The organism is Caulobacter segnis (assembly GCF_003243465.1).
Taxonomy (GTDB): domain Bacteria; phylum Pseudomonadota; class Alphaproteobacteria; order Caulobacterales; family Caulobacteraceae; genus Caulobacter; species Caulobacter segnis_A.
On the sequence record NZ_QFQZ01000046.1, the window covers coordinates 13,552 to 37,593 of the forward strand.

Annotated in this window: 21 protein-coding genes and 4 pseudogenes; 16 read left to right on the forward strand and 9 right to left on the reverse strand. The window is 67.7% G+C overall.

From position 1 onward, the window contains the following. Positions 1–75 precede the first annotated feature (75 nt). From DI526_RS14410 to DI526_RS14450, 9 genes and pseudogenes are all read left to right on the forward strand, one after another. Entirely contained in the window at positions 76–1,149 is a 1,074-nt protein-coding gene (locus DI526_RS14410; RefSeq protein WP_304279242.1) for a LacI family DNA-binding transcriptional regulator, read from the forward strand. A 108-nt stretch (positions 1,150–1,257) separates the two neighbouring features. After that, entirely contained in the window at positions 1,258–2,721 is a 1,464-nt protein-coding gene (uxaC, locus tag DI526_RS14415; RefSeq protein WP_304279244.1) for a glucuronate isomerase, read from the forward strand. Between the two features lie 24 nt (positions 2,722–2,745). Further along, positions 2,746–3,585, forward strand: a complete 840-nt coding sequence (gene kduI, locus DI526_RS14420) for a 5-dehydro-4-deoxy-D-glucuronate isomerase (protein ID WP_062099878.1) — start codon at positions 2,746–2,748, stop codon at positions 3,583–3,585. Further along, positions 3,570–3,696, forward strand: a pseudogene (locus tag DI526_RS14425) (hypothetical protein). Before kduI ends, DI526_RS14425 begins: the two are co-directional and overlap by 16 nt. 39 nt (positions 3,697–3,735) lie before the next feature. Beyond that, the gene (kduD, locus tag DI526_RS14430; protein ID WP_304279250.1) at positions 3,736–4,491 is read left to right on the forward strand and encodes a 2-dehydro-3-deoxy-D-gluconate 5-dehydrogenase KduD; all 756 of its coding nucleotides are present in this window, start codon (positions 3,736–3,738) and stop codon (positions 4,489–4,491) included. 174 nt (positions 4,492–4,665) lie between these two features. Continuing rightward, positions 4,666–7,392 carry a phosphoenolpyruvate carboxylase gene (ppc, locus tag DI526_RS14435; protein WP_304279253.1) on the forward strand — a complete coding sequence of 909 codons (2,727 nt, stop codon included), beginning with the start codon at positions 4,666–4,668 and terminating at the stop codon, positions 7,390–7,392. Between the two features lie 8 nt (positions 7,393–7,400). Next, positions 7,401–7,467: pseudogene (locus tag DI526_RS14440) on the forward strand (hypothetical protein); the annotation flags it as partial. 625 nt (positions 7,468–8,092) lie between these two features. Continuing rightward, complete coding sequence (locus DI526_RS14445) at positions 8,093–8,767, forward strand: bifunctional 4-hydroxy-2-oxoglutarate aldolase/2-dehydro-3-deoxy-phosphogluconate aldolase (RefSeq protein ID WP_013078701.1); 675 nt, start codon at positions 8,093–8,095, stop codon at positions 8,765–8,767. 6 nt (positions 8,768–8,773) lie between these two features. Beyond that, positions 8,774–9,880: a sugar kinase gene (locus DI526_RS14450; protein WP_013078702.1), complete on the forward strand. Its 1,107-nt coding sequence runs from the start codon at positions 8,774–8,776 to the stop codon at positions 9,878–9,880. Here the strand turns inward: DI526_RS14450 and DI526_RS14455 are convergent. From DI526_RS14455 to DI526_RS14465, 3 genes and pseudogenes are all read right to left on the reverse strand, one after another. Continuing rightward, positions 9,877–10,086: a hypothetical protein gene (locus tag DI526_RS14455; protein ID WP_304279261.1), complete on the reverse strand. Its 210-nt coding sequence runs from the start codon at positions 10,084–10,086 to the stop codon at positions 9,877–9,879. The genes DI526_RS14450 and DI526_RS14455 overlap by 4 nt on opposite strands. Positions 10,087–10,762: 676 nt before the next feature. Continuing rightward, complete coding sequence (locus DI526_RS14460) at positions 10,763–11,074, reverse strand: DUF1244 domain-containing protein (RefSeq protein ID WP_304279265.1); 312 nt, start codon at positions 11,072–11,074, stop codon at positions 10,763–10,765. After that, positions 11,071–11,205, reverse strand: a pseudogene (locus DI526_RS14465) (hypothetical protein); the annotation flags it as partial. The pseudogene DI526_RS14465 and the gene DI526_RS14460, both read right to left, overlap by 4 nt. Before the next feature lie 80 nt (positions 11,206–11,285). On the opposite strand from DI526_RS14465, the gene pip reads away from it, so the two are divergent. The 3 genes from pip (at position 11,286) to DI526_RS14480 (ending at position 14,720) form a co-directional block, all read left to right on the forward strand. Then, entirely contained in the window at positions 11,286–12,371 is a 1,086-nt protein-coding gene (gene pip / locus DI526_RS14470; protein WP_304279267.1) for a prolyl aminopeptidase, read from the forward strand. A gap of 93 nt (positions 12,372–12,464) precedes the next feature. Beyond that, entirely contained in the window at positions 12,465–13,184 is a 720-nt protein-coding gene (locus DI526_RS14475; RefSeq protein ID WP_304279269.1) for a hypothetical protein, read from the forward strand. Between the two features lie 66 nt (positions 13,185–13,250). Then, on the forward strand, positions 13,251–14,720 hold the full coding sequence (locus tag DI526_RS14480; protein WP_304279272.1) for an alpha/beta fold hydrolase: 1,470 nt from the start codon (positions 13,251–13,253) through the stop codon (positions 14,718–14,720). Here the strand turns inward: DI526_RS14480 and DI526_RS14485 are convergent. Together DI526_RS14485 and DI526_RS14490 are read right to left on the reverse strand one after the other, a co-directional pair. After that, a complete protein-coding gene (locus tag DI526_RS14485) occupies positions 14,717–15,217 on the reverse strand; it encodes a PIN domain-containing protein (protein WP_304279274.1) in 501 nt (166 codons plus the stop codon). The genes DI526_RS14480 and DI526_RS14485 overlap by 4 nt on opposite strands. Further along, positions 15,217–15,456 (reverse strand): type II toxin-antitoxin system Phd/YefM family antitoxin, encoded by a 240-nt coding sequence (locus tag DI526_RS14490; protein ID WP_304279276.1) that lies wholly within the window; start codon positions 15,454–15,456, stop codon positions 15,217–15,219. Before DI526_RS14490 ends, DI526_RS14485 begins: the two co-directional genes overlap by 1 nt. A 206-nt stretch (positions 15,457–15,662) precedes the next feature. Between DI526_RS14490 and DI526_RS14495 the strand changes: the two genes are divergently transcribed. Together DI526_RS14495 and DI526_RS14500 are read left to right on the forward strand one after the other, a co-directional pair. Further along, complete coding sequence (locus tag DI526_RS14495) at positions 15,663–17,027, forward strand: cation:proton antiporter (RefSeq protein WP_304279279.1); 1,365 nt, start codon at positions 15,663–15,665, stop codon at positions 17,025–17,027. Positions 17,028–17,050: 23 nt separating this feature from the next. Next, a pseudogene (locus DI526_RS14500) lies at positions 17,051–17,131 on the forward strand (hypothetical protein); the annotation flags it as partial. A gap of 56 nt (positions 17,132–17,187) precedes the next feature. Here the strand turns inward: DI526_RS14500 and DI526_RS14505 are convergent. Continuing rightward, positions 17,188–17,415, reverse strand: coding sequence for a CsbD family protein (locus tag DI526_RS14505; protein WP_304279282.1), 228 nt, complete (start codon positions 17,413–17,415; stop codon positions 17,188–17,190). Positions 17,416–17,480: 65 nt separating this feature from the next. Then, entirely contained in the window at positions 17,481–19,031 is a 1,551-nt protein-coding gene (locus tag DI526_RS14510) for a tryptophan halogenase family protein (protein ID WP_304279283.1), read from the reverse strand. A gap of 180 nt (positions 19,032–19,211) precedes the next feature. Here DI526_RS14510 and DI526_RS14515 point away from each other — a divergent pair, with 180 nt between their 5' ends. Then, the gene (locus DI526_RS14515; protein ID WP_304279285.1) at positions 19,212–20,465 is read left to right on the forward strand and encodes a Xaa-Pro peptidase family protein; all 1,254 of its coding nucleotides are present in this window, start codon (positions 19,212–19,214) and stop codon (positions 20,463–20,465) included. A gap of 34 nt (positions 20,466–20,499) precedes the next feature. Here DI526_RS14515 and DI526_RS14520 read toward each other — a convergent pair whose 3' ends face one another. Further along, positions 20,500–20,736: a hypothetical protein gene (locus DI526_RS14520; protein WP_304279287.1), complete on the reverse strand. Its 237-nt coding sequence runs from the start codon at positions 20,734–20,736 to the stop codon at positions 20,500–20,502. A gap of 134 nt (positions 20,737–20,870) precedes the next feature. Here DI526_RS14520 and DI526_RS14525 point away from each other — a divergent pair, with 134 nt between their 5' ends. Then, entirely contained in the window at positions 20,871–23,750 is a 2,880-nt protein-coding gene (locus tag DI526_RS14525) for a TonB-dependent receptor (RefSeq protein WP_304279290.1), read from the forward strand. Between the two features lie 49 nt (positions 23,751–23,799). Here the strand turns inward: DI526_RS14525 and DI526_RS14530 are convergent. Then, a partial coding sequence (locus DI526_RS14530; protein ID WP_304279293.1) for a PQQ-dependent sugar dehydrogenase occupies positions 23,800–24,042 on the reverse strand: 243 nt, incomplete at its 5' end.

Genomic DNA, 24,042 nt, shown 5'->3' on the forward strand with positions numbered 1-24,042 from the left:
CGTTTTGTCCCAGGTGGCGATCAACGTCTCGCTAGAGTATGACAAAAGAAAACGAACAAACCCGCTGGAAACGCCGTGACCGCTTCGAATACGCCTTTCTCGAATTCGGAAGAGAGTGAGACGGGTGTCGAAGGAGGGCGCCGCCGAGCGACGATCAACGACATCGCCCGTCTCGCCGGGGTTTCGAAGAAGACCGTATCGCGGGTCATCAACCAGTCGCCCTTCGTCCGCGACGAGACCCGCGAGCGAATTGAGGCGGTGATCGCCGAGTGGGGCTACGCGCCCGATCCCCAGGCGCGGGGCCTGGCGTTCCGGCGGTCGTTCCTGATCGGCATGATCTACGACAACCCCAACCCGCAGTACGTCGTCAACATGCAGCTGGGCCTGCTGGACGGTCTGCGCGGCTCGGGCTTCGAGCTGGTCGTTCACCCTTGCGATCGGTCCAGCCCGACCTTCTTGTCCGACATCCGAGCCTTCGTGGAGCGCCAGAAGCTGTTCGGCGTCGTGCTGCCGCCTTCGGTGTCGGAGGACGATCGGGTGGCCAAGCTGCTCAACGAGATCGGCTGCGCCTACATCCGGATCGCCTCGGTCGAACTTGACAAGCCCGAGCACATGATTGTCGGCCATGACCGGTTGGGCGGCGCCCAGGCGGCCGAGCACATCCTCGCCTTGGGGCACCGCAGGATCGCGTTCATTTCCGGTCCCGCCACCTTCCGCTCGTCCCACGAGCGGCGAGGGGGCTTCGAGGACGCCCTGGCCAAGGCCGGCCTGAAGCTTGCGCCCGAGGATATCATCCAGGGCGGCTACACCTTCGAGTCCGGCATGGCTTGCGGCGACGCCCTTCTGGCGCGCAGCCCGCGGCCGACCGCGATCTTCTGCGGTAACGACGAAATGGCGGCCGGCGTGCTGCAGTCGGCCCGCAAGGCGGGTCTGTCGGTGCCGCTGGATGTGACGGTGGTCGGCTTCGACGACTTCCAGATCGCCCAGGCAGTCTGGCCGCCGCTGACCACGGTGCGCACGCCCACCCGGGAGATCGGCCGGATGGCGGCTGAAAAGCTGATTGGCGTCGAGCGCGCCGAGCCCCGCGACCTGACGACCACCGAGCCCAGCCTGGTGGTCCGCGAGTCGTCCGGCCCCGCTCCCGCATAGGGACGGCGAGCCGTGTTCGGCTTGCATAGGAGCATGACACCGGTTACCAAGCGAGCCGAAGCGGCTCATCGCGAAGTCGCCGGTCGGACAGGGAGCAGACGTTAAGCCATGCCCAGGCCTCTGAATTTCCATGATGACCGGCTGTTTCCAGCCGATGCGACCACCCGGTCCTACGCCCGAGGCCTGTACGGCCTCGTCAAGGACCTGCCGATCATCAGCCCGCACGGCCACACCGATCCAAGCTGGTTCGCGACCAACGCGCCGTTCCAGGACGCCACCGACCTGCTGCTGGCGCCGGATCACTACCTGTTCCGGATGCTCTACAGTCAGGGGATCCAGCTCGACGCCCTGAAGGTGCGCTCCAAGGCCGGTGTGCCCGACACCGACCCGCGTGAAGCCTGGCGCGTCTTCGCCAGCCACTTCCACCTGTTCCGCGGCACGCCGTCGTGGGTGTGGCTGAACCACGTGTTCAGCAAGGTCTTCGGCTTCACCGAGTTCCTCGACGCCTCGAACTCGGACGCCTATTACGACCGGATCACCGAGGCGCTGGCCACCGACGCCTATCGCCCGCGCGCCCTGTTCGACCGCTTCAACATCGAGACCCTGGCGACCACCGAAGGCCCGCACGAGAGCCTCGATCATCACAAGGCGATCCGCGAGAGCGGGTGGGGCGGCCACGTCATCACCGCCTATCGTCCCGACGCGGTCATCGACTTCGAGGACGAGCGCAGTCCGCGCGCCTTTGAACGCTTCGCCGAAGTGTCCGGCCAGGACGTCTATAGCTGGAAGTCCTATCTCGAAGCGCACCGCCTGCGCCGCCAGGCCTTCATCGAGGCGGGCGCGACCTCGTCCGACCACGGCCACCCAACCGCCGCCACGGCCGACCTTAGCGACGCAGAGGCCGAGGCGCTGTTCGCCGATCTGGTGAAGGGCAATGTGACGCCCGCGAAGGCCGAGCTGTTCCGCGCTCAGATGCTGACCGAGATGGCCAAGATGAGCCTGGACGACGGCCTGGTCATGCAGATCCACCCGGGTTCGCATCGCAACCACAATGTCGGCCTGCTGAAATCTCACGGCCGCGACAAGGGCGCGGACATCCCGATGCGCACCGAGTACGTCGATGCGCTGAAGCCGCTGCTGACCCGCCTGGGCAACGACCCGCGCCTGTCGATCATCCTGTTCACCCTGGACGAGACGACCTACAGCCGCGAGCTGGCCCCGCTGGCCGGGCACTATCCGGTGCTGAAGCTGGGTCCGTCCTGGTGGTTCCACGACAGCCCGGAAGGCATGATGCGCTTCCGCGAGCAGGTCACCGAGACGGCGGGCTTCTACAACACCGTCGGCTTCAACGACGACACCCGCGCTTTCCTGTCGATCCCGGCCCGCCACGACGTGGCCCGGCGCGTCGACAGCGCCTTCCTGGCCCGCATGGTCGCCGAGCACCGCATGGACCTGGTCGAGGCCGAGGAGCTGATCGTCGATCTGACGTACAACCTGCCTAAGAAGGCCTACAAGCTCGATCAGCGTCCGGACTGGGCTCGTCCCGCCGCGCTGCGCGCCGCCGCCGAATAGAACGCCCTTTCCGGAGACTTCCCGATGTTCGCCAAGACCTATCACGCCACCCATCCGGACATGATGTTCGCGGTCAGCAACGACGACCTGCGCGACCGTTACCTGATGCAGGGGCTGTTCCAGGACGGCCAGATCGTCCTGACCTACAACCACGCCGAACGCTTCGTCGTCGGCGGCGTCGTGGCCACCAGCCCGATCAAGCTGCCCGACCAGACCGAGCCCGCCTCGGCCGCCGGTCACCCGTTCCTGGAGCGTCGCGAACTGGGCCTGATCAACGTTGGCGAGACCACCGGCAAGGTCACCGTCGACGGCGTCGTCTACGAGATCGTGCCGCGTGACGGCCTGTACGTCACCATGGGCGCCAAGGACGTCACCTTCGAGGGTGTCGACGGCGCCGCGCGCTTCTACCTGGTCAGCCTGCCGGCCCACGCCGCGTTCGAGACCAAGAAGCTGGCCTTCGCCGACGCCATCCCGCTGGAGCGCGGCGCGCTGGAGACCTCCAACGAGCGCACGATCTACCAGTACATCGTGCCGACCACCTGCAAGTCCGCCCAGCTGCTGCTGGGCATGACCGTGCTGAAGCCGGGCAGCGTCTGGAACACCATGCCGCCCCACCTGCACGACCGCCGCTCGGAAGCCTATTTCTACTTCGGCCTGGGCGAGAACGACCGGGTCTTCCACTACATGGGCGAGCCGGACGAGATGCGTCACATCGTCATCGCCAACGAGGAAGCCGTGATGAGCCCGCCGTGGTCGATCCACATGGGCTCGGGCACCGCCAACTACACCTTCATCTGGGCGATGGGCGGCGAGAACCTCGACTACACCGACATGAACGTGCTGGACATCTGCCAGCTGAAGTAGGGGCGTGGCCCACCGCGCTCCCGTGTCATCCCGGCCGGAGCGCAGCGTAGAGCCGGGACCCAGGGGCGGCCGCCTTGCCGCTGGCCCCTGGGTCCCGGATCGACCTTTTAGGTCGTCCGGGATGACACTCCTTTTGGACAGGAACTGACAATGGCCAATCCGTTCAGCCTCGAAGGCAAGGTCGCGCTCGTCACCGGCGCCAACACCGGGATCGGGCAGGGGATCGCCATCGCCCTGGCCGCCGCCGGCGCGGACATCGCCGCGGCGGGCCGCAGCGAACCGACCGAAACCCAAAAGGCCGTCGAAGCCCTGGGCCGCAAGTTTCTGTCGATCAAGGCCGACTTCGGCTCGATCGAGCCGGTGCAGCGCGTCGTCGACGAGACCGTCGCCGCCTTCGGCAAGGTCGATATCCTGGTCAATAACGCCGGCATCATCCGTCGCGCGGACTCGATCGAGTTCTCGGAAGCCGACTGGGACGCTGTGATGGACACCAACCTCAAGGTCGTCTTCTTCCTGACCCAGGCCTTCGCCAAGCAGGCGCTGAAGCAAGGCGGCGGCAAGGTGATCAACATCGCCAGCCTCCTGTCGTTCCAGGGCGGCATCCGCGTGCCGTCGTATACGGCGGCGAAGTCGGGCCTGGCTGGCCTCACCAAGATTCTCGCCAACGAGTGGGCGACCAAGGGGATCAACGTCAACGCCATCGCGCCGGGCTATTTCGACACGAATAACACCGAGGCCCTGCGCGCCGACCAGGACCGCAACGCCGCCATCCTGGCGCGTATTCCGGCCGGTCGCTGGGGCCGGCCCGAGGACATCGGCGGCGCCGCCGTGTTCCTGGCGTCGTCGGCCTCGGACTACGTCCAGGGGATTACTCTGCCCGTGGATGGCGGGTGGCTGGCCCGCTGACGAAACAAAAACACGCAATCGGTCGATGGTAGCGCAACCATTGTGCGGGGCGGGTTTTCTCGCCTGGTGAACAAGGCTAGAGGGCGCCCTTGCGTCAGGCCTCCCCGCCGCGACGCGCCCTCGAACCCCCTGTCCGCAGAGGATCCCACCGTCCGGGGTCCTGGGAGTCCGCGCATGCGCAACCCGCTGTCGATCGACGTCGATCGTCCGACCAGCCAACACGTCCGCAAGAACGCCACCCTGCTGAGCGATCTGCTGGTCGAGGCGATCGCCTATCTGGAAGGCGAGGAGGCTGCGGCCCTGGTGGCCCGGGCGCGCCGGGTCGCCTCGCACGAGGATGTGGCCAACGGCGACGCGCCGGTGCTGGACCGCCTGTTCTCGGACCTCTCGACCGACGAGGCCGTGTTCCTGGCCCGCGCCTTCGCCAGCCAGTCGCTGCTGGCCAATATCGGCGAGGACGTCGCCGGTCGCCGCCGCCATGCCGAGGCCGACGCCCAGCCGGGGGACGAGCGCCCCCGGACCCTGGTCGACGCCGTCAAGCTGCTGAAGAGCCAGGGCAAGACCGACGAGGCGCTGGCCAAGACCTTCGCGGCGATGAACGTCGTGCCCGTTCTGACCGCGCACCCGACCGAAGTGCGTCGCCGCAGCATGGTCGATCGGGAGACCGAGATCTCGCGGCTGATGGCCCTGCGCCGCCATCACCTGCCGCCGGACCTCGACGCCGAGATCCGCGAGAGCCTGTTCCGCGAGATCGCCCTGATGTGGCGCACGCGCCTCTACCGGCCCGAGCGGATCACCGTGAAGGACGAGATCCGCAACGCCCTGTCGATCGTCCGCACCTCGATCCTGCCGGCGATCATCGACCTCTACGCCGACTGGACCGGCAAGATCGGACAGCACGGCCATCTGGCGCCGCTGCTGAAGATGGGCTCGTGGCTGGGCGGTGACCGCGACGGCCACCCCGGCGTCAACGGCGAGACCCTGAAGCTGGCCTTCGCCAGCCAGTCCCGCGTCATCCTCGACTGGTACGCCGCCGAGGTCCGCAAGCTGTGGTCGAACCTGGCGATCTCGACGGCCTATACGCCGGTGTCCGAGGAGCTGCTGGCCCTGGCCGCCCAGACCAGCGATCCGTCGGTCCACCGCCTGGACGAGCCCTACCGCCTGGCGCTGGAGCTGATCTTCGACCGGCTGAACGCCGTCTCGCAGAAGCTGACCGGCGCACCGGTGGCCTTCGCCGCCGGCGTGACCAGCGTCGAGCCCTACGGCCATCCGAACGCCTTCATCGCCGACCTGTCGGTGATCATCGACAGCCTGGAGCGCAACGGCGGCGAGCGCCTGGTCGGCCGGTCCCTGCGCACCCTGGTCGAGGTCGCCAAGGCCTGCGGATTCCACCTGATGAGCCTGGACCTGCGCCAGAACGCCGACGTCCACGAGCGCACGATCCATGAGCTGTACGAGCGCGCCGGTTCGGGCGTCGAGTACCTGAAGCTGTCCGAGGAGGCGCGCTGCAAGCTGCTGATCGAGGAGCTGTCGCACCAGCGGCCCCTGGTCTCGCCGTTCACCGCCTACAGCGAGGAGACGACCAAGGAGCTGGCGACCATGGGCGCCGCCGCCCAGGCGGTTCGCGACTACGGCCATGGGTGCCTCGGCGCGTACATCATCTCGAAGTCGGCGACCCTGTCGGACATCCTCGAGCCGCTCGTCCTGCTCAAGCAGGTCGGTCTGGTCTGGGGCGGGGCCGCGCCGCGCGCCTCGGTCAAGGTCGCGCCGCTGTTCGAGACCATCGGCGACCTCGAGAACGGCCCGGCGGTCCTGCGCCAGTGGCTGGAGCTGCCGCTGGCCCGCTCGATCCTGGGCGACCGGCCGGTGCAGGAGATCATGCTCGGCTACTCCGACAGCAACAAGGACGGCGGCTATGTCGCCAGCCGGCGCGGCGTCGCGGTCGGGGCTTCGGCCCTGGCGTACGAGGCCGACCGGATGGGCGTCGGTTTGCAGCTGTTCCACGGCCGCGGCGGCAGCGTCGGGCGGGGCGGGGGACCGGCCGCCGAGGCCGTGCTGGCCCAGCCGGCCGGCACCGTCCAGGGCCGCATCCGCATGACCGAGCAGGGCGAAATGATCGCCCGCCGCTTCGGCGACCAGCCCACGGCCCGCCGCAACCTGGACGGCCTCGCCGCCGCCGTGCTGATGTCCAGCGAGCGGCCGGTGCTGAAGCCCGATCCTAAGATCGACGCGGCGATGACCGCCCTGGCCGACGCCTCGTTCCACGGCTTCCGCGCCCTGGTGTATGACGATCCGGCCTTCGAGGACTTCTTCTGGTCGGTCACCCCGATCAGCGAGATCGTCGGCCTCAATATCGGCAGCCGCCCGGCCAGCCGCACCGCCAGCCGCAAGATCGAGGACCTGCGGGCCATCCCGTGGGTGTTCAGCTGGTCGCAGTCGCGGTTCATGCTGCCGGGCTGGTACGGCTTCGCCGCCGGCGTCGACCGGGCGGGCCTGTCGGTCGAGCAGCTGCGCGACCTGGCCGGAAACTTCGACTTCTTCGCCTCGCTGCTGTCGAACATGGAGCTGGCCCTGGCCCAGAGCCATATGCCGATCGCCTCGCGCTATGTCGAACTGTCGCCGGACAGGGCCAACGCCGAGCGGATCTTCGCGACCATCCGGCGCGAGCACGAGCGCGCGACCGAACTGGCCCTGGCGATCCGGGGCGGCGAGCGCCTGCTCGACAACCAGCCCGACCTCGCCGAGTCCGTGGCGCTGGCGGGCCGCGTCGTCGATCCGCTGAACCACCTGCAGCTGGAGCTGCTGTCGCGCCGCCGGGCGGGGGACCAGAACGAGGAGCTGCGCCTGGCGATCCAGCTGACGGTCGCAGGTATCGCCGCGGGACTTCGCAACACGGGGTGAGCTTCATCATCCGACCTCCCCGGCGAATGCCGGGATCCAGGTCGAGCCCACTGACGAGGCGGGAAGGCGAGGCCATAAGGCGCGTCATCCCCAGACATTCCGGATCAATCTGGGCCCCGGCATTCGCCGGGGAGTTTGGGGCGTTAAAAGTCGTTCTTTCATTCCTGCAAAGTCTTTCATTATCAATCGCTTGCCGCGCCTCAAATCCTGCGTCGACCCCGCTTGCGCTGCTCGCCGCTTTCTGTTTATCTGCGCATGACACCGGTGGCGAAGTGGTCAGGCCACTTGCCTCTATCGGAGTGACACCGGTGTCATCAACGTTTCGGCCCGGCGTCTTGGTCGGTTCGTCTCGTTTGCGGCTCTTTGAGCTCGCTCCTGCGCAAACTCCGGGGCGTCGGGTCATACCGGCGCCCTCACTTTTGCGCTCGGAGGGGGCGAGGGGAGACGGTGCGAAGGTGTTGGGGAGGAAACGAGGACGTGAGATGTCCATGCGGTCGGCAGGCCGCCGGACGGATCGAGCGAGCCCGGTGGCTCGGCCCCTCATTCCAGCCTTTAGTTTGACGTTGCGGCAAGCCAGTTGTGGCGCCTGTCCGCAACGCGGTCTAAGGGAACGCCCTGAGCCGGCATCGGCGAAATTTTGCTCACGCGGACGTCTTTCCGGCGGCCCGCGCAAGAACGAGCCTTCGGGAAGGAGTTTGAGATGGTGAAAGACCGTATGGCGGTGCTGACCGCCCTGATGGACCAGGGCGTGATCCCGGTGTTCTACCACCCCGACGTCGAGGTCTGTAAGAACGTGATCCAGGCCTGCGCCGACGGCGGCGCGCCCTGCATCGAGTTCACCAACCGCGGCGATTTCGCCAGCCACGTCTTCTACGAAGTCACCCGCTACTTCGATAAGGCCGATCCGCGCGTGATCATGGGCGTGGGCTCGATCGTCGACGCCCCGACCGCCGGCATCTACATCGCCAACGGCGCCAAGTTCGTCGTCGGCCCGATCCTGAACGCCGACGTCGCCAAGGTCTGCAACCGCCGCAAGATCCCGTACTCGCCGGGCTGCGGCTCGGCCTCGGAAATCTCGTATGCCGAGGAACTGGGCTGCGAGATCGTCAAGGTTTTCCCGGGCTCGTCGGTCGGCGGCCCCGACTTCGTCAAGGCGGTGCTGGGCCCGATGCCCTGGACCCGCATCATGCCGACGGGCGGCGTCGATCCGGACGAGGCCTCGGTGAAGAAGTGGTTCGGCGCGGGCATCGTCGCCGCCGGCATGGGCTCCAAGCTGATCACGCAAGAGCTGCTGGACGCCAAGGACTACGCGGGCATCTCCAAGAAGGTCCGCGAGACCGTCGATCTGATCAAGAAGGTTCGTGGGAAGGCCTAAGACCAAATGACCGACAACATCCTGAATATCCGCCCGGCTTCGGAAACCAAGTGGGACTGCGCCAGCTTCGGCGAAGTGATGCTGCGCTTCGACCCGGGCTTCGGCCGGGTGCGCAACGCCCGCCAGTTCAACGTCTGGGAAGGCGGCGGCGAGTACAACGTCGCCCGCGCGTTCCGGAAGTGCTGGGGCAAGCGCTCGACCGTCGTCACGGCCCTGCCGAACAACGACCTGGGCTGGCTGGTCGAGGACCTGATGATGCAGGGCGGCGTCGACCAGTCCCACGTCATCTGGCGCGACTTCGACGGCCTGGGCCGCAACACCCGCGTCGGCCTGAACTTCACCGAAAAGGGCTTCGGCGTCCGTCCGGCCCTGGGCTGCTCGGACCGTGGCCACTCGGCCGCCTCGCAGATCCGCCCCGGTGAAGTGAACTGGGAAAAGCTGTTCGGCGAGGAAGGCGTGCGCTGGTTCCACACCGGCGGCATTTTCGCGGCCCTGGCCAGCAACACCGCCGAAGCCGTGATCGAGGCCGTTGAAGTGGCCCGCAAGTACGGCACGATCGTCTCCTACGACCTGAACTACCGCGCCTCGCTGTGGAAGTCGCAGGGCGGCAAGGAAGGCGCCCAGAAGGTCAACCGCCACATCGCCAAGTACGTCGACGTGATGATCGGCAACGAGGAAGACTTCACCGCCTGCCTCGGCTTCGAAGTGGAAGGCCTGGACGAGCACATCAGCTCGATCGACCCGGCCAACTTCAAGAAGATGATCGAGACGGCCGTGAAGGAGTTCCCGAACTTCAAGGTCGCCGCGACCACGCTGCGCAACGCCAAGACCGCCTCGGTCAACGACTGGTCGGCGATCCTGTACGCCGGCGGCCAGTTCTACGCCTCGATGATGCGCGAGAACCTGGAAATCTACGACCGCGTCGGCGGCGGCGACGGCTTCGCCTCGGGCCTGGCCTACGGCTTCATGGAAGGCAAGGGCCCGCAGGCCGCCGTCGAGTACGGCGCGGCTCACGGCGCGCTGGCCATGACCACCCCGGGCGACACCTCGATGGTGAAGGCCGCCGAGGTCGAGGCCGTGATGAAGGGCAAGGGCGCGCGGGTCATCCGCTAAGTCCCTCCGTCCGCGGACAGGATTGAGCCCTCGGTCGCAAGGCCGAGGGCTTTTTCTTTTTCCAGCATTCGACGGTACTCCGCCGAATTTCGGAACTTGCGCAGCGTCTTGAAGACCGCGCGGCGCAGCGCCGCGATGCGGGCTGGCGGCCATTCGCAATCGGGCGCGACGGGACGGGGCGTGGGGCTCTTCTTCTTGCGGGACATCGACTCCTCCAGGGGCGTGCGAAGGCGCTCCGACGCGGCGCGCCGGAGGGACGGGGGAGGGAGGCGGGGCGCCGGGGCGACGCCCGGAGCAGAAGGAAAAATACCGTTTCGACGAAGCCTAGACGCCCCGCGCGATCGTTCTCCGGAAGCGTGACGTCGCGACGCTATTGGCGCCTCTTCGCCCTTGAAGCCTCCGACGGGCGGGCCAGGCCGCGAAGCCCGGTCCCGGTCAGGAGCCTTTCGACTCCCCTGTCGCTCTCCTCGGCCCGCATCCACCGTCGTTTCTGTGTTCCAGGGTCGACTACCTCGGGGATGGCGCGGTTGCGGAGTTTCCCCCGCGCCGACGAGCGCGCCCGCTCGACCGCCCCCCGAAGCCGCGAAGGTCGCTGGCCGCGCGCCCTCCCCAGTGCTTCGAGGTGGAAAGAGGATAAGGCGGTTTTTGAGGGGGTGGATGAAATCGCGCGAACGCTCGTTGAATTCCCTCTCTCTTCGAGAGAGGGAGGGGCCCATGCGCAGCATGGGAGGGTGAGAGGTTTCACCCTTTCCGGACAGAGCAAGCGCGGAAGGTTTTGAACTCGTGAAGGATTTGCGGCCCGCCTGTAACCTCTCACCCTCCCACGCCTCCGGCGCGGGCCCCTCCCTCTCTCGAAGAGAGAGGGATTCCAGGCCCGTCCCTTTACGAGCGTTCGCCCCGCAGCTTCGCGTTCAGCGCCAGGCTTTCCTCCATCCGCGCCAGCTGCTCGGGCGTCGCGGGCGTCTGGCGCCTGGCCTTCCACTCGGCGGCGGGCATGCCGTGGACCGCCTCGCGGGCGGCCTCCTTGCTGATCGAGCCCTCCGAGGCTTCGCTGACCCAGTCGCCCAGGCAGTTGCGACAGAAGCCGGCCAGGCCCATCAGGTCGATGTTCTGGGCGTCGGCGCGCATCTGCAGGTGCTCGACCAGGCGGCGGAAGGCGGCGGCGGCGTGGCGGTCTTCGATCTCGATGGTCATGGCTGTTCCAAATCTCGTGTCATCCCGGCCGAAGGGCCGCGAAGCGGGCTGTAGAGCCGGGACCCAGGGGTGAGCGGCAGTGCATCGGCCCCTGGGTCCCGGCTCTCCGCTGCGCTACGGCCGGGATGACACGGAAAAGCGTGAGTTTCGAGCCTAGAGATTCCCATCTTTCAGCGCGAGAGTGCGCCGCCTTTTTCGACAGGATTCGACCATGGATTTCTCGCGGCTTCGCACGACCAGCAAGGTGACCACCGAGTGGGCCTATCCGCAGGGTGAGCCCCTGCGCACCGGCTGGCTGCGCGTCGACACCGCGCCGGACCACGAGCTCTACTGGGAAGAATACGGCAAGGCCGACGGCGAGCCGGTGATGTTCCTGCACGGCGGCCCGGGTGGGGCCTGCGCGCCGGTGATGTCGCGGTTCTTCGATCCGGATCGTTACCGGGTGATCCTGTTCGACCAGCGCGGCTGTGGCAAAAGCCGCCCGACCGTGGCCGCCGACGGGCCGCAGAAGGCCCTGGCGCACAATACGACGGACTATCTGGTCGCCGACATCAACGCCCTGCGCGAGGCGCTGGGGATCACCGGCAAGATGCACGTGTTCGGCGGCAGCTGGGGCAGCACGCTGGCCCTGGTCTACGCGATCCGCCATCCGGACAAGGTCGCCTCCCTGATCCTGCGCGGCATCTTCCTGGGGTCCAAGGAGGACCTGCTCTACATGTACCAGGGCAATGCGGCGACCTTCGCCGACAAGCCCTACGGCCTCACCGAACCCGGCGCCTACATCGCCTATCCCGACGAGTGGAAGGCCTTCGTCGAGGTCATTCCGGCCGAGGTGCGCGACGACATGATGGCCGCCTACAAGGCAATCTTCGACAGCGTTCCGACCACCGAGCCCGAGCGCCAGCGCCAGCTGCAGGCGGCCCTGGCCTGGTCGGTCTGGGAGGGGACGATCTCGAACATGATCCCGGCCGCCAGCGACCCGGGCAAGTTCGGCGAGGCCGAGTTCGCGCTGAGCTTCGCCCAGATCGAGGCGCACTTCTTCGCCAACGACCTGTTCCTGAAGCCCGACGAGATCACCGACGGCGTCGGGGCGCTGAAGGACGTGCCGGTCCACATCGTCCACGGCCGCTTCGACCAGGTCTGCCCGCTGACCCAGGCCTCGCGGCTCGTCGAAGCGCTGGAGGCGGCGGGGACTCCTCCCGCGACCTACGTGATCACCGACGCCGGCCACAGCGCGATGGAGGGCCAGACGGTGCTGGCGCTGACGGCGATCATGGATGGGCTTCCCCCAATCTAGGGAGGCGCTCGGATCACGAAGGCGCGCGCGACGGAACGAGCGGGGCCGTTCTCGGGTTGAACCGGCATGGATCAACCTTGCGAGGTCACGACGATGTCGCCGCCCGTTCAAAAGCCCTCCGTCGGCGCGCTGAAGCGCTGCGGCGCAGCCTTGCTGGCGCTGTGCGTGGGGATGGGGGCGGCCGACGCGGCGCTGGCGGGCGAGCGTCAGAAGACGCCCCAGACCTCCGCCGAGGCCAATACCGACAACCTCGGCTCGGCGATGGTCGCGCCGCTGCGGGACATCAACGTCGTCCGCTCCGAGATACCCGACCTGCTGAAGAAGGCCGTCGCAGATCCTTACGCGCCGCCCCAGGCCGGCTGCGCGCCGTTGAAGGCCGAGATCCAGCAGCTCGACGCCGTGCTGGGCGACGACTACGACGACCCCAAGGACGACAACAAGGACGAGAGCCTGTCGCGGCCGGTGCTGGGGGTGGTGGCCAGTACGATCACCGACGTGATCCCGATGCGCGGCTGGGTCCGCCGCCTGACCGGCGCCGAACGGCACGACCAGATGGTCCGCGAGGCGATCAAGGCCGGCTTCGTGCGGCGCGGCTATCTGAAGGGCCTGATGAACGCGGGGACCTGCCAGGGCGACCGGCTGGTCTATGTCTCCGCCAAGGCCGCGCCGAAACCGCCCCTGGTCGAGGCTGAGGCGGTTCCGGTCCAGGTCGCCGCCACGCCGGTTCAGGCGCCCGTGCCGGTCCAAGCCCCGCTGGCACCGTTCACCCACATCACGCGCGTGGCGACATCCGACGGCGCGCGAACGCCCTGAGGCGTGTTGCCGGAAGTCGTCAACTTGTGATCGTATCCCGGCGATGTCGGTGTCGGGGAGGGCGCTGTGCGACTGCTTGCGCTGGTGCTGTGCTTTCTCATCGTCGCGCCCGCGGGGGACGCGGCTGAGGTCGTGGGTGTCACGCCAGCCGATGGCTGGTCGATCTATGGCGCCAAGGTCGCCCATCTCCGCGACGCCGGCGCGCCGGGCGGTGGGGCGACCCGCGTCGAGGCGACCCTGACGACCGATCCCTGGAGCAGCGGGGCGACCGCGGCCTTCGCCGGCGGGGTCAAGGCGGGCGAGACCTATACGGGCGTATTCTGGCTGCGCGCCGGGGAGGGCGTCCGAATTTCGGCCCTGCTCCTGACCAACGCTCCGCCTTACCCGACCTTCGCCATCACCGAGAGCATCGGCTCGGGCGACTGGCAGCGCCTTATGGTCACCGGCGTGGCGAAGGCCGACTCCGAGGCGGGCAAGGACGCGCTGGCGCTGCATCTAGGCAGGGCGGGGCCGGTCACCCTCGGTCCGGCGATCATCCTGCGCGGTATCCCGACGCCGGGCGAGCTGGACGCGCTCGAGAAGACCTACAAGCCCGACCGGATCGCGGAAGACGTGACCGTCGCCGCGTCGAACGGCGTCAAGCTGGCCGCGACGCTGCGCATCCCGATGGGCGCGGGACCTTTCCCGGCCATCGTGGTTGTCGGCGGCTCTGGCCCTCAAGTGCGCGGCGCGTTCCGGATTCTGCAGAAGCGCATGCTGTCGGTCGGCGTCGCGACGCTTGAGTACGACAAGCGCGGCTCCGGGGAGTCGGAGGGACCGTCCAACGAACGTGTGTCGGTGCTGGCCGAGGACGCCCGCGCCATGGTGCGACTCCTGCGAAGCCGGCCGGAGATTGACCCCGGCCGCATAGCCGTTGTCGGCCACAGCCAAGGCGGCATGGTCGCGGCCCAGGTCGCGGGCGGGACAAACCCGCCGCACGCCGCCGTGCTGCTGCTGTCGCCCGCGATTCCGGGGCGCGAGCACACGATCGATCAGATCGCGCGCAGCCTGGTCATGAACTTCCCGGAGCGCGGGTCCTACGACGTTCAGCGCGGGTTCGCCGCCCGGCTCATCGCCGCCGCTCCGGACAGGGCGCTGGTCGAGGCGGTGGTGGCGTCCGGGGTCAGGGATGGTCGTATCCCCCAGGAGGCCGCCGAGCAGGTCATCACCGCCCTGACCGACAAGGTCCAGCTTCCCGCCGCCTTGGAACGGAAGCCCTTCGAGGACTTGCGGCGTGTCCGCATCCCGCTGCTGGCGGTTTATGGCGGCAAGGACGCCCTGGTCCGGCCCCAAGAGAACGTGCCCGCCGCCCGCAAGGCCCTTGCGGGCAATCCGCGCGCGGAGATCGTCCTGCTGCCCCGCCTGAACCACGCCCTGCAGGTTCCGCTGACGGATGATCCTGAGGAGTGGCGCACCCGTCCGGCGATGGATGGCGTCGAGGTGCTGGAACGGGTCGCGGGGTGGCTGGAGAAGACCCTTGGTGTGAAGCCCGGCTAACCCCGCACGAAGATATTCCGCAGCCAGTGGGCGCCTGCCTTGGCGGCCTGGCCCCAGTCTTCGTCCTCGTCGACGACCTCGGGCTTGTAGGTCCAGGGATTGAACAGCTTCAGGCGCGGGATCTTGGCGAAGGCGGCCGCCTCGCGCGTGGCCAGGGTCATGCCGTGTTCAAGCGCCGTGGCGGCCAGCAGGGCGTCGCGGCCGTCCGTCAGCGGGACGCTCGCGCGGCGACGGACCACGGCGGCGTCGATCGGCAGGATGCGCCCCTCGAAGGCGCGGGCGAAGCGATTGTCCAGCCAGTCGCGCAAAGCCGCGCCCTGCGTCTTGTCCTTGCGCTCGACGCGGGCGACGGCGGTTTCCAGCTCCAGCAGGGTCAGGGCCGAGACGAACAGGCTGGTTCGCGCCGCGCCGGCCGCCCAGGCGGTCAGCGCGGCGTCCGCCCGGCCGCTCTTGGCCGCGCGCAGGGCGTAGACGAGCTCGGTGTCCAGCAGATGCATCAGCGCTCCCAGGTCTCGGACGCGCGGGCGGCCCGCAGGTCCAGGTCGGGCAGGGGCGTGGGCATGGCCAGCAGGTCGACGATCGTTTCGGTCTGGCCGCTGAGGCGGCGGTAGGTTTCGATGCTCATCAGCACGTGGGTCGGCTTGCCGCGGTCGGTGACGAACACCGGCTCAAGCCGCGCCGCGCGCTTGGCCAGGCTGACGTCCTGATTGAACTCGCGGCTGGTGAGGACCTTCATCGCGCGCTCCCTGTCCGCGAATTGACAAGGCTGTCTGTAGAAACGTTACTACATCGTGATGTTCCGGCAACAGAAAATTCGCCAGCAAAAACAATCTACTGACGGGCGCGTCAAAAAGGCGGTCAAGGTATTGCGCGGACCATCGTTCTCTGGTCGGCATGGGGCAAGGGCGCAAAGCCGAGAACATTGCTTAGGGGGCTTATCCGGTGTCAGACCTGCTTGCCGACACGCTGAAGACTGCGTCAGAAATCCTGTCGCCGCACGGGCCCGCCACCCAGGCCGCCGCCCACAGCTACGCCCCGAACGATTTCTCCATCCACTTCTTCCTGCAACTGGCGGTGATCCTGCTGGCCTGCCGCGTCGTCGGTTGGCTGGGCAAGAAGCTGCTGGCCCAGCCGCAGGTGGTCGGCGAGATGATCGCCGGCTTGATCCTGGGACCGTCGCTGTTGGGCCTGCTGTTCCCCGACTTCCAGGCGGCCCTTTTCCCGAAGGAGACCAAGAACGTCCTCTATGTCGGCGCCCAGCTGGGCGTCGGGCTCTACATGTTCATGGTCGGGACCAGCTTTCAGGCGGGCCATTTCAAGTCCAAGGCCAGGAGCGCGATGAGCGTCTCGTTCGCCGGCATCGCCGCGCCGTTCCTGATCGCCGCGATCATCACGCCGTTCCTGCTGAAGGTCCCAGGCCTGTTCGCCCCGACCATCAGCCAGGCCAACGCCACCCTGTTCATGGGCGCCTGCATCGCCCTGACCGCCTTTCCGATGCTGGCCCGGATCATCAACGAGCGCGGCCTGGCCAAGACCTCGCTGGGCACGCTGTCGCTGACGGCCGGCGCCTTCGACGACGCGGTGTCGTGGTGCGTGCTGGCCCTGGTGCTGGCGACGTTCGGCGGCGGGCCGGGCCTGGCCGTTCTCGCCATCGGCGGCGGCCTGACCTACGTCGCTTTCATGGTCCTGTTCGGCAAGCGCATCCTCGCGCCGCTGGGCCGCATGGTCGAGCGCGACGGCGAGATGAGCCTGACCGTCCTCGCTTTGACCCTGATGGCCTTCTGCCTGTCGGCCTTCCTGATGGACGCCGTGGGCATCCACGCCATCTTCGGCGGCTTCCTGCTGGGCGTCTTCATGCCGCGCGGCCTGTTCGTCGAGGAGCTGAAGAAGAAGGTCGAGCCGATCGCAGTCGTGCTGCTGCTGCCGATGTTCTTCACCTATTCGGGCCTCAACACCCGCATGGACATGGTCAACTCGGTCGAGCTGCTGCTGATCGCCCTGGGCGTCCTGGCCTGCTCGATCCTGGCCAAGTGGGGCGCCTGCTACGCCGCCGCCCGCCTGACCGGCGAGAACCACGCCACGGCCATGGGCATCGGCGCCCTGATGAACTCGCGCGGCCTGATGGAGCTGATCATCATCAACATCGGCCTGCAGAAGGGCATCATCGGCCCGACCCTGTTCTCGATGCTGGTGCTGATGGCGATCGTCACGACCGTGATGGCCAGCCCGCTGTTCGAGGTGGTCTACGGCAAGAAAGCCCGCGCGTCTGGTGAGTTGGGAGCCGTGCCCGAGGGCGTAGGGGCGTAGAGAACTCTCGAGGCCAATTCCCGTGTCATCGCGGCCGTAGCGAAGCGAAGAGCCGGGACCCAGGGGCGGTGCGCACCGCGCTTCGTCACCCCCTGGGTCCCGGATAGCCTCTGCGAGGCTTCCGGGATGACACTTGTTTTTGGGGAGGCAGTATTCCAGCCTACTTCTTCGCTTCCTTCACGGCGTCCTTCAGCTCGCCCTGTTTCACATTGCCGGCGACCTGGTCCTTCTTGCCCTCGGCCTTGAGATCCTTGTCGCCGACGAGCTTGCCCGCGCCGGCCTCGACCTTGCCGATGGTTTCCTGCTTGCGGCCGGCCTCCTTGTCGCAAGCGGCCAGGCCCGCCACGGCGAAGGCGAGCGTCAGGGGAAGGAGAAGGCGGTGGTTCATGGAAGGGCTCCGAAGCTTGGGTGTTGCGCCCTAGAACGCAAACGGAGCCGCAAGCGATCCCCGCCTCAAGCCAGCGCCCGTTCCTCGAAGCCGAAGCGGTTGATCTGGGCGATCAGGTCGCGGTGGCTGGGCAGGTCCTGGGTCGCGCGATCGGCGAAGCCGCGGATCTTGGCGAACAGCTTGGCCGCGCCGGCTGCGTCCGGAAACTCAGCGGCGCCGTCGGCCAGATCGGTTTCGAAGCCCATGCCGTACAGGATGTACTGGTAGTTGAAGAAGGCGAAGGTCTCGAGATCAAGGATGAAATCGAACCGGGCCGGCGGGCGGTGACGCCACTGTTCGAGTAGGTCCTGAAGACGCTCAGGGATCGTTTCCGGGGCGGTGTTCTCGCGCCAGAAGCGCTCGGGCCGGCGGCTGAGCGCGTAGTGCAGCTTCAGGAAGACGATGATGTTTTCGTAGCGCGCCGCCATCAGCTCGTTGAAGCGGCGAGCGGGCGCGCTGACCGGGCCTGTGTGCGGGAAGAGCTCGGCGATCATCGCCACGGCAGCCTCGATCAGCACGACGCCCGTCGACTCCAGCGGCTCCAGGAAGCCAGCCGACAGGCCCACGGCCACACAGTTGCCGATCCACTGCTTCTCGCGATAGCCGGCCTCGAAGGCGAGGCGGCGGGTCTCGACCTCGGCCCCGCCCACATAGTCGCGCAGGATCGCCTCGGCCCGATCGTCGTCGATGTGGTCGCTGGAGTAGACACAGCCGACGCCGCGGGCGCCGGAGAGACCGATGTCCCAGAGCCAGCCGGCCTCGTGGGCGGTGGCGACGGTGAAGCTCTGGATCGGCGCGTCGGGGCGCGTGTAGGGCGCGCGGCAGGCCACGGCGCGGTCGGCGAACAGCACTGGCCGCGCCGACTTGAACGGCGCGTTCAGCGCCTTGCCGATCAGCTCGGCGCGGAAGCCGCTGCAGTCGATGTAGAGGTCGGCGGCCAGCGGGCCTTGCTCGGGCGAGACGATGCGGGCGATGGCGCCGGTCGCGTCCAGCACCGTCTCGCCGACATGCCCCTGCAGGTGGCGAACGCCGAGTTCCCGCGCGCGCTCGGCCAGCACCTCGGCCAGCTTGGCGGCGTCGAAATGGTACGCGTAGTTCAGCGGGCCGCCGAAGTCGCTCTCGTGCGGGCGCTTGGGCGCGCGGGCCGCGTCGGCGACGCGGGCCTGGATCGTCACGGCCTCGGCGAACGGCGCGCGCGAGGCTTCGTCCTGCAGCAGCCAATAGGGCGCGAGACTCACGCCGTCGGTCGAGAAGGGCGCCTCGAACGGGTGGAAGAAGCTGTGGCGGCCTTGCTCGGTCGGCGCGTGGCCCCAGTCGACGAAGCGGATGCCCTGCTTGAACGTCGCCGAGGTCTGGCGGATGAACCGCGCTTCGTCGATCCCCAAGAACTGCAGCGTGTTGCGGATGGTGGGGAACGTGGCCTCGCCGACGCCGATGGCGCCGATCTCGGGGGATTCCAGCACGGTGATCGACAGGTGCGCCTGCTCGGCGATCCGCAGCGCCTTGGCCAGATAGGCGGCCGTCAGCCACCCGGCCGTCCCGCCGCCCACGATCAGGATGCTCCGTCCGCGCTTCATGGGAGATTGATATCAGAGTTCGCGGATGGGGGAGGGGCTTTCGACGCGCGCCGAGCGAGCAGTCGCGCCGATCGGGTGGTGGGATGCTGTGTCGGGCTTGTCAGCGTCCAGGCCGATGGCCGACAAGTTCGGAGCTTGAGTCTGCGTCGGCGCCGGCTCTTGAAGTTTTGGGGAAAGCGTATGGGCGCGTTGGACAAGCTGGGGCGGCGGGGCTTCCTGGCCGGAGTCGCCGCAAGCGCGGTGGCCACGGGCGGTCGGGCCTGGGCGCGCGACGAGGGCGTCAAGAAGCTGACCGATGGCATCGCCCTGATTGGCCCCGCCGAACGTCAAGCGCGCCTGGTTCGCGCCCAGGCGCTGATGGCGCAGCTCGGCCTCTCGGCGGTGATCACCGAGGCCGGTTCGTCGATGGACTATTTCACCGGCGCCCAGTGGAGCCGCAGCGAGCGGCCGACCCTGGCGATCATCCCGCGCGAAGGGCAGGTCGGCATGGTGATGCCCAAGTTCGAGGAGGGCTCGATCCGCCAGAGCCTGTCGGTTCCCGCCGAGGTCCGCACCTGGGAGGAGGACGAGAGCCCCTACGCCATTGCCGCGGGCCTGCTGGCCGACCGCAAGCTGGCTTCGGGCAAGGTCGGCGTCGAGGAGACGATCCGGGACTTCATCGTCCAAGGCCTGGCCGGCGCCTTGCCGAACGCCAAGATCGTCCCCGGCGCGGCGGTGTTCCGCGGCTGCCGGATGATCAAGACCCCGGCCGAGATCGCCCTGATGCAGGTCGCTTCCGACATCACCGTCGCGGCGCTGCGCCATGCCCACGCCAATGTCCGGGCCGGCATGGTCCCGCGCGACATCGCCGCCCTGATGGCCGAGCGGACCACGGCGCTGGGCGGGCGGGTCAGCTTCAACCTGATCCTGATCGGCGAGGCCAGCGCCTATCCGCACGGCTCGCGCCAGCCGCAGGTGCTGAGCGAGGGGCAGGTCGTGCTGATGGATTGCGGCTGCAATGTCGGCGGCTACGAGTCGGACATCTCGCGCACCTTCGTGTTCGGCGAGCCGACGGTCCGCCAGCGCAAGGTCTGGACTGACGTCCAGCGCGGCCAGCAGATAGCGTTCGAAGCGGCCAAGATCGGGGTGGAGGCCGGGTCGGTCGATCGCGCCGTCCGGGCCTATTACGAGAGCCTGGGCTGGGGACCGCGCTACAAGCTGCCGGGCCTGTCGCACCGCACGGGCCACGGCATCGGCATGGACGGTCACGAGCCGGTCAACTTCGTCATGTCGGAGACCACCAGGTTGGCGCCGGGCATGTGCTTCTCGGACGAGCCGGGAATCTACATCCCCGGCGAGTTCGGCGTCCGGCTCGAGGACTGCATCCACCTGACGGAGCAGGGGCCGCGCTGGTTCAGCCAGCCGCCGCCGTCTCTCGAGAAGCCCATGGGCTGAGGCCGACGAGCCGCGCACTGACGAGGACCTGACGCTACCGCTTCAGGATCCTGGTTGCTTCAGTGCTGTCATCGGCGATCAGGACGCTGATCGCGCCGTCGCAGCCGGCCCGCGTGGGCGCGCGTGCTGTCGAACTTCCTATCTTCACGTCCAGATGATCGATGCGCGGCTCGCGGAAAGCCGCCTCGCTGCCGTCCGCCGGGTCCCGGTTCCGCCGCATCGTCCGCCGTCGACATAACCAACTCTTGCGGCCGCGCAACTTGTCGGACATACATTGTCTATCTTGTGAGATAACTTCCCAAAATATGGGAAATTAAGGCTTCGCGAGAGACGAACCGGAACAACCGGTCAGTTTGGGTTGGAAACGTCAGGGGCCGGTCGAACCGGTCCTGTCAGGAGGGTCGCATGTCGTCCAAGCACGGCTGGAATTCGGGCTGCTCGCTTTTCGCTTTGGCTATCGCGGGCGCGATGGCGGCGCACGGCGCCGAAGCGCAAACCGTCGAGAACAACGCCGTCGAGGAAGTGGTCGTCACGGGCTTTCGCGCGAGCCTGCAGAGCGCGCTGAGCGTCAAGCGTCAGTCCTCCGGCGTGGTCGACGCCATCAAGGCCGAGGACATCGCCGACTTCCCCGACGCCAACCTGGCCGAATCGATCCAGCGGGTGCCGGGCGTCTCGATCACCCGCGTGGCCGGCGAGGGCCGCACGATCACCGTGCGCGGCCTGCCGCCCGCCTTCACGCGCGTCCGCATCAACGGCATGGAAGCCCAGTCAACCAGTGGCGCGACCACCAGCGACCGCGGCGCGAACCTGGGGCGGGGCTTCGACTTCAACACCTTCGCTTCGGAGCTGTTCAGCGGCATCACGGTGCGCAAGACCGCGCAGGCCGAGGTGATCGAAGGCTCCCTGGGCGCGACGGTCGACCTGGAGACCGCAAGGCCCCTGGACCAGAAGGGCCGGACCTTCGTGATCGGCGCCTCGGCCGGCTACAACGACCTGTCCAAGCATTCCGACCCCAAGGTCACCGCCGTGCTCGGCGACCGCTGGGATACGGCCTGGGGCCAGTTCGGGGCGCAGGCCTCGCTGGCGTGGAGCAAGCGCAAGTTCCTGGAGGACCAGTGGGGATCGGGCGGCTGGAACCCCGCCACCGTCGACGGCGGCTTCTGTACGCCCGTGGGCCGCACGCCGCAGAACCCGGTCGACAACGCCGCCAACGGCACCGACGCCGCCAACTGCGCCGCTGGCGTGGCCCGTCCGGCCGCCAACGACACCGTCTTCGACCAGGCCAACCGTTCGACCGTCTTCTTCCCGCGCCTGCCGCGCTATGGCCGCTTCCACCACGACCAGGAGCGCACTGGCGCGACCCTGGCCCTGCAGTGGAAGCCGACCTCGCGCACCTCGCTGAGCTTCGACGCCCTCTATTCGAACTATGACGTCAAGCGCGAGGAGAACTGGCTGGAGGGCTTCTCGTTCGCCCGCGCCATCAGCCAGAACGGCAAGCCGCAGACCGCCGTGCGCGAGCTCGTGCTGCGTAACGCCGGGACCAGCCACACCGCCGGCGTCAATCTCGGCCAGACGGTCTATGACGTCGACTTCGCCCGCTTCGACGGCGTCGACGTGCGCTCCGACACCCAGCACGACGAATTCCAGAACGTCTTCCAGCAGTTCACCCTGGCGGGCACGCACGAGCTGACGGATCGGATCACGGTCAAGGGCCTGATCGGCTACTCGAAGTCGGACTACGACCAGCCGATGACGACGACGATCATGTTCCAGCGTCCGAACACCGGAATGACGATCGACTTCCGCAAGAACCGGAACCAGCCGATCATCACCCACGGCTTCGACGTCACGGACGCCTCGCTCTACAGCTTCGCCGCCCCCAACGCCGAGGTGCGGCAGGCCCAGACCTTCACGACCAATATCTATCGCACGGTCGACCTGAACCTGGCCTGGGCCGTCGACGACGCCCTGACGATCAAGGTCGGCGGTCATTATGACGAGTTCTCGTTCGACACCTCGACCTTCCAGCGTCCGAACAACTTCCTGGTCCCCAGCTTCACCTCGGCCGAGCTGAAGAACCTGACCAAGGTGGTGTCGGGCTTCGGCGGCCACGGGATCAACGCGGGCGTCTTCCCGACCAGCTGGGCGACGATCGACTTCGACAAGTTCGTCGCCAACCAGAACATCTACAGCAAGAGCGGCCTCTACAACCTGACGCCCAACTACGGCGGCATCCGCCGCGTGGACGAGAAGGTGAGCTCGGCCTATCTGCAGGCCGACCTGAAGACCGAGATCGGCGGCGTGCCGGTCCGAGGCGACGTCGGCTTCCGCTTCGCCCGCACCGAGCTGGAGTCGCGCGGCTATCAGATCGGCCTGACCCCGCAGCAGGTCACCGCCGAGCACGCCTATGACGACGTGTTGCCCTCGGTGAACGTGTCGGTCGACGTGACGCCAGATCTGGTGCTGCGCGTCTCCGGCGCCAAGACGGTGTCGCGGCCGGATCTGGGCTTCCTGACGCCGGGCGGCAGCCTGAACCTGACCGGCACGCCGTCGATCAATTCCGGCAACCCGACGCTGGACCCGATCCGCGCCTGGACCGCCGACGTGGGGGCCGAATGGTACTTCGCGCCGGGCGCGATCCTGGGCGTGGGGCTGTTCTACAAGGACATCCAGACCTATGTGCAGAACCAGTCTCAGCAGCTGACCTTCCGCCAGACGGGGCTGCCGATGGCCTTGCTGGGCGCGTCGGGCGTCGATCCGGACAACACCCCGATCACGGTCACGCGTCCCCTGAACACGCCGGGCGGACCGCTGAAGGGCTTCGAGATCAACTACCAGCAGGCCTTCACCTTCCTGCCGGGCTTCCTGCGCCATACGGGCGCGCTGGTGAACTACACCTATGTCGACAGCCAGATCGAGTACTTCCTGGCCGCTGGCGGGGTGACCACCAACGACCTGATCGGCCTGTCGAAGAACGCCTACAACGCAACGCTCTACTACGAGGACAGCAAGTTCAGCGCCCGCGTTTCGGCCTCGTACCGCGACAAGTCGATCGTGGCCCTGCCGGCCAACAATCCGCTGCAGGACCTGGAGGGCTATTCGCCGAACCTGACCTTCGACATGGCCGCGTCATACCAGATCAACGACCACTTCAAGCTGTCGCTGGAAGGGCTGAACATCTTCGACCGCTTCAACCGGCAGTTCATCGACTCCGATCGCGACAGCACCTTCGTCTACACCCACACCGGGCGCCAGTTCAGCCTGGGCCTGCAGTACAAGTTCTAGGCCGAGACCCTCGCGGGCGCGTTTCGGCGCGCCCGCGATCTTTTCAGGTCTACCGCTTCGGCGTGATGCGGATCACCTTGCCATTGTCGTCGTCGGTGACGACGTAGATGGCGCCGTCGGGGCCGACCCTCACGTCGCGCACGCGGCCGCCGATATCGGTGAACAGGCGCTCCTCGCCGACCACCCTGCCGTCCTTCAGCACCAGGCGGTCGACGTGCTGTTCGCGCAGCGAGCCGACCAGCAGGCTGCCCTTCAGCGCCGGGAACAGGTTGGCCTGGTAGAAGGCCATGCC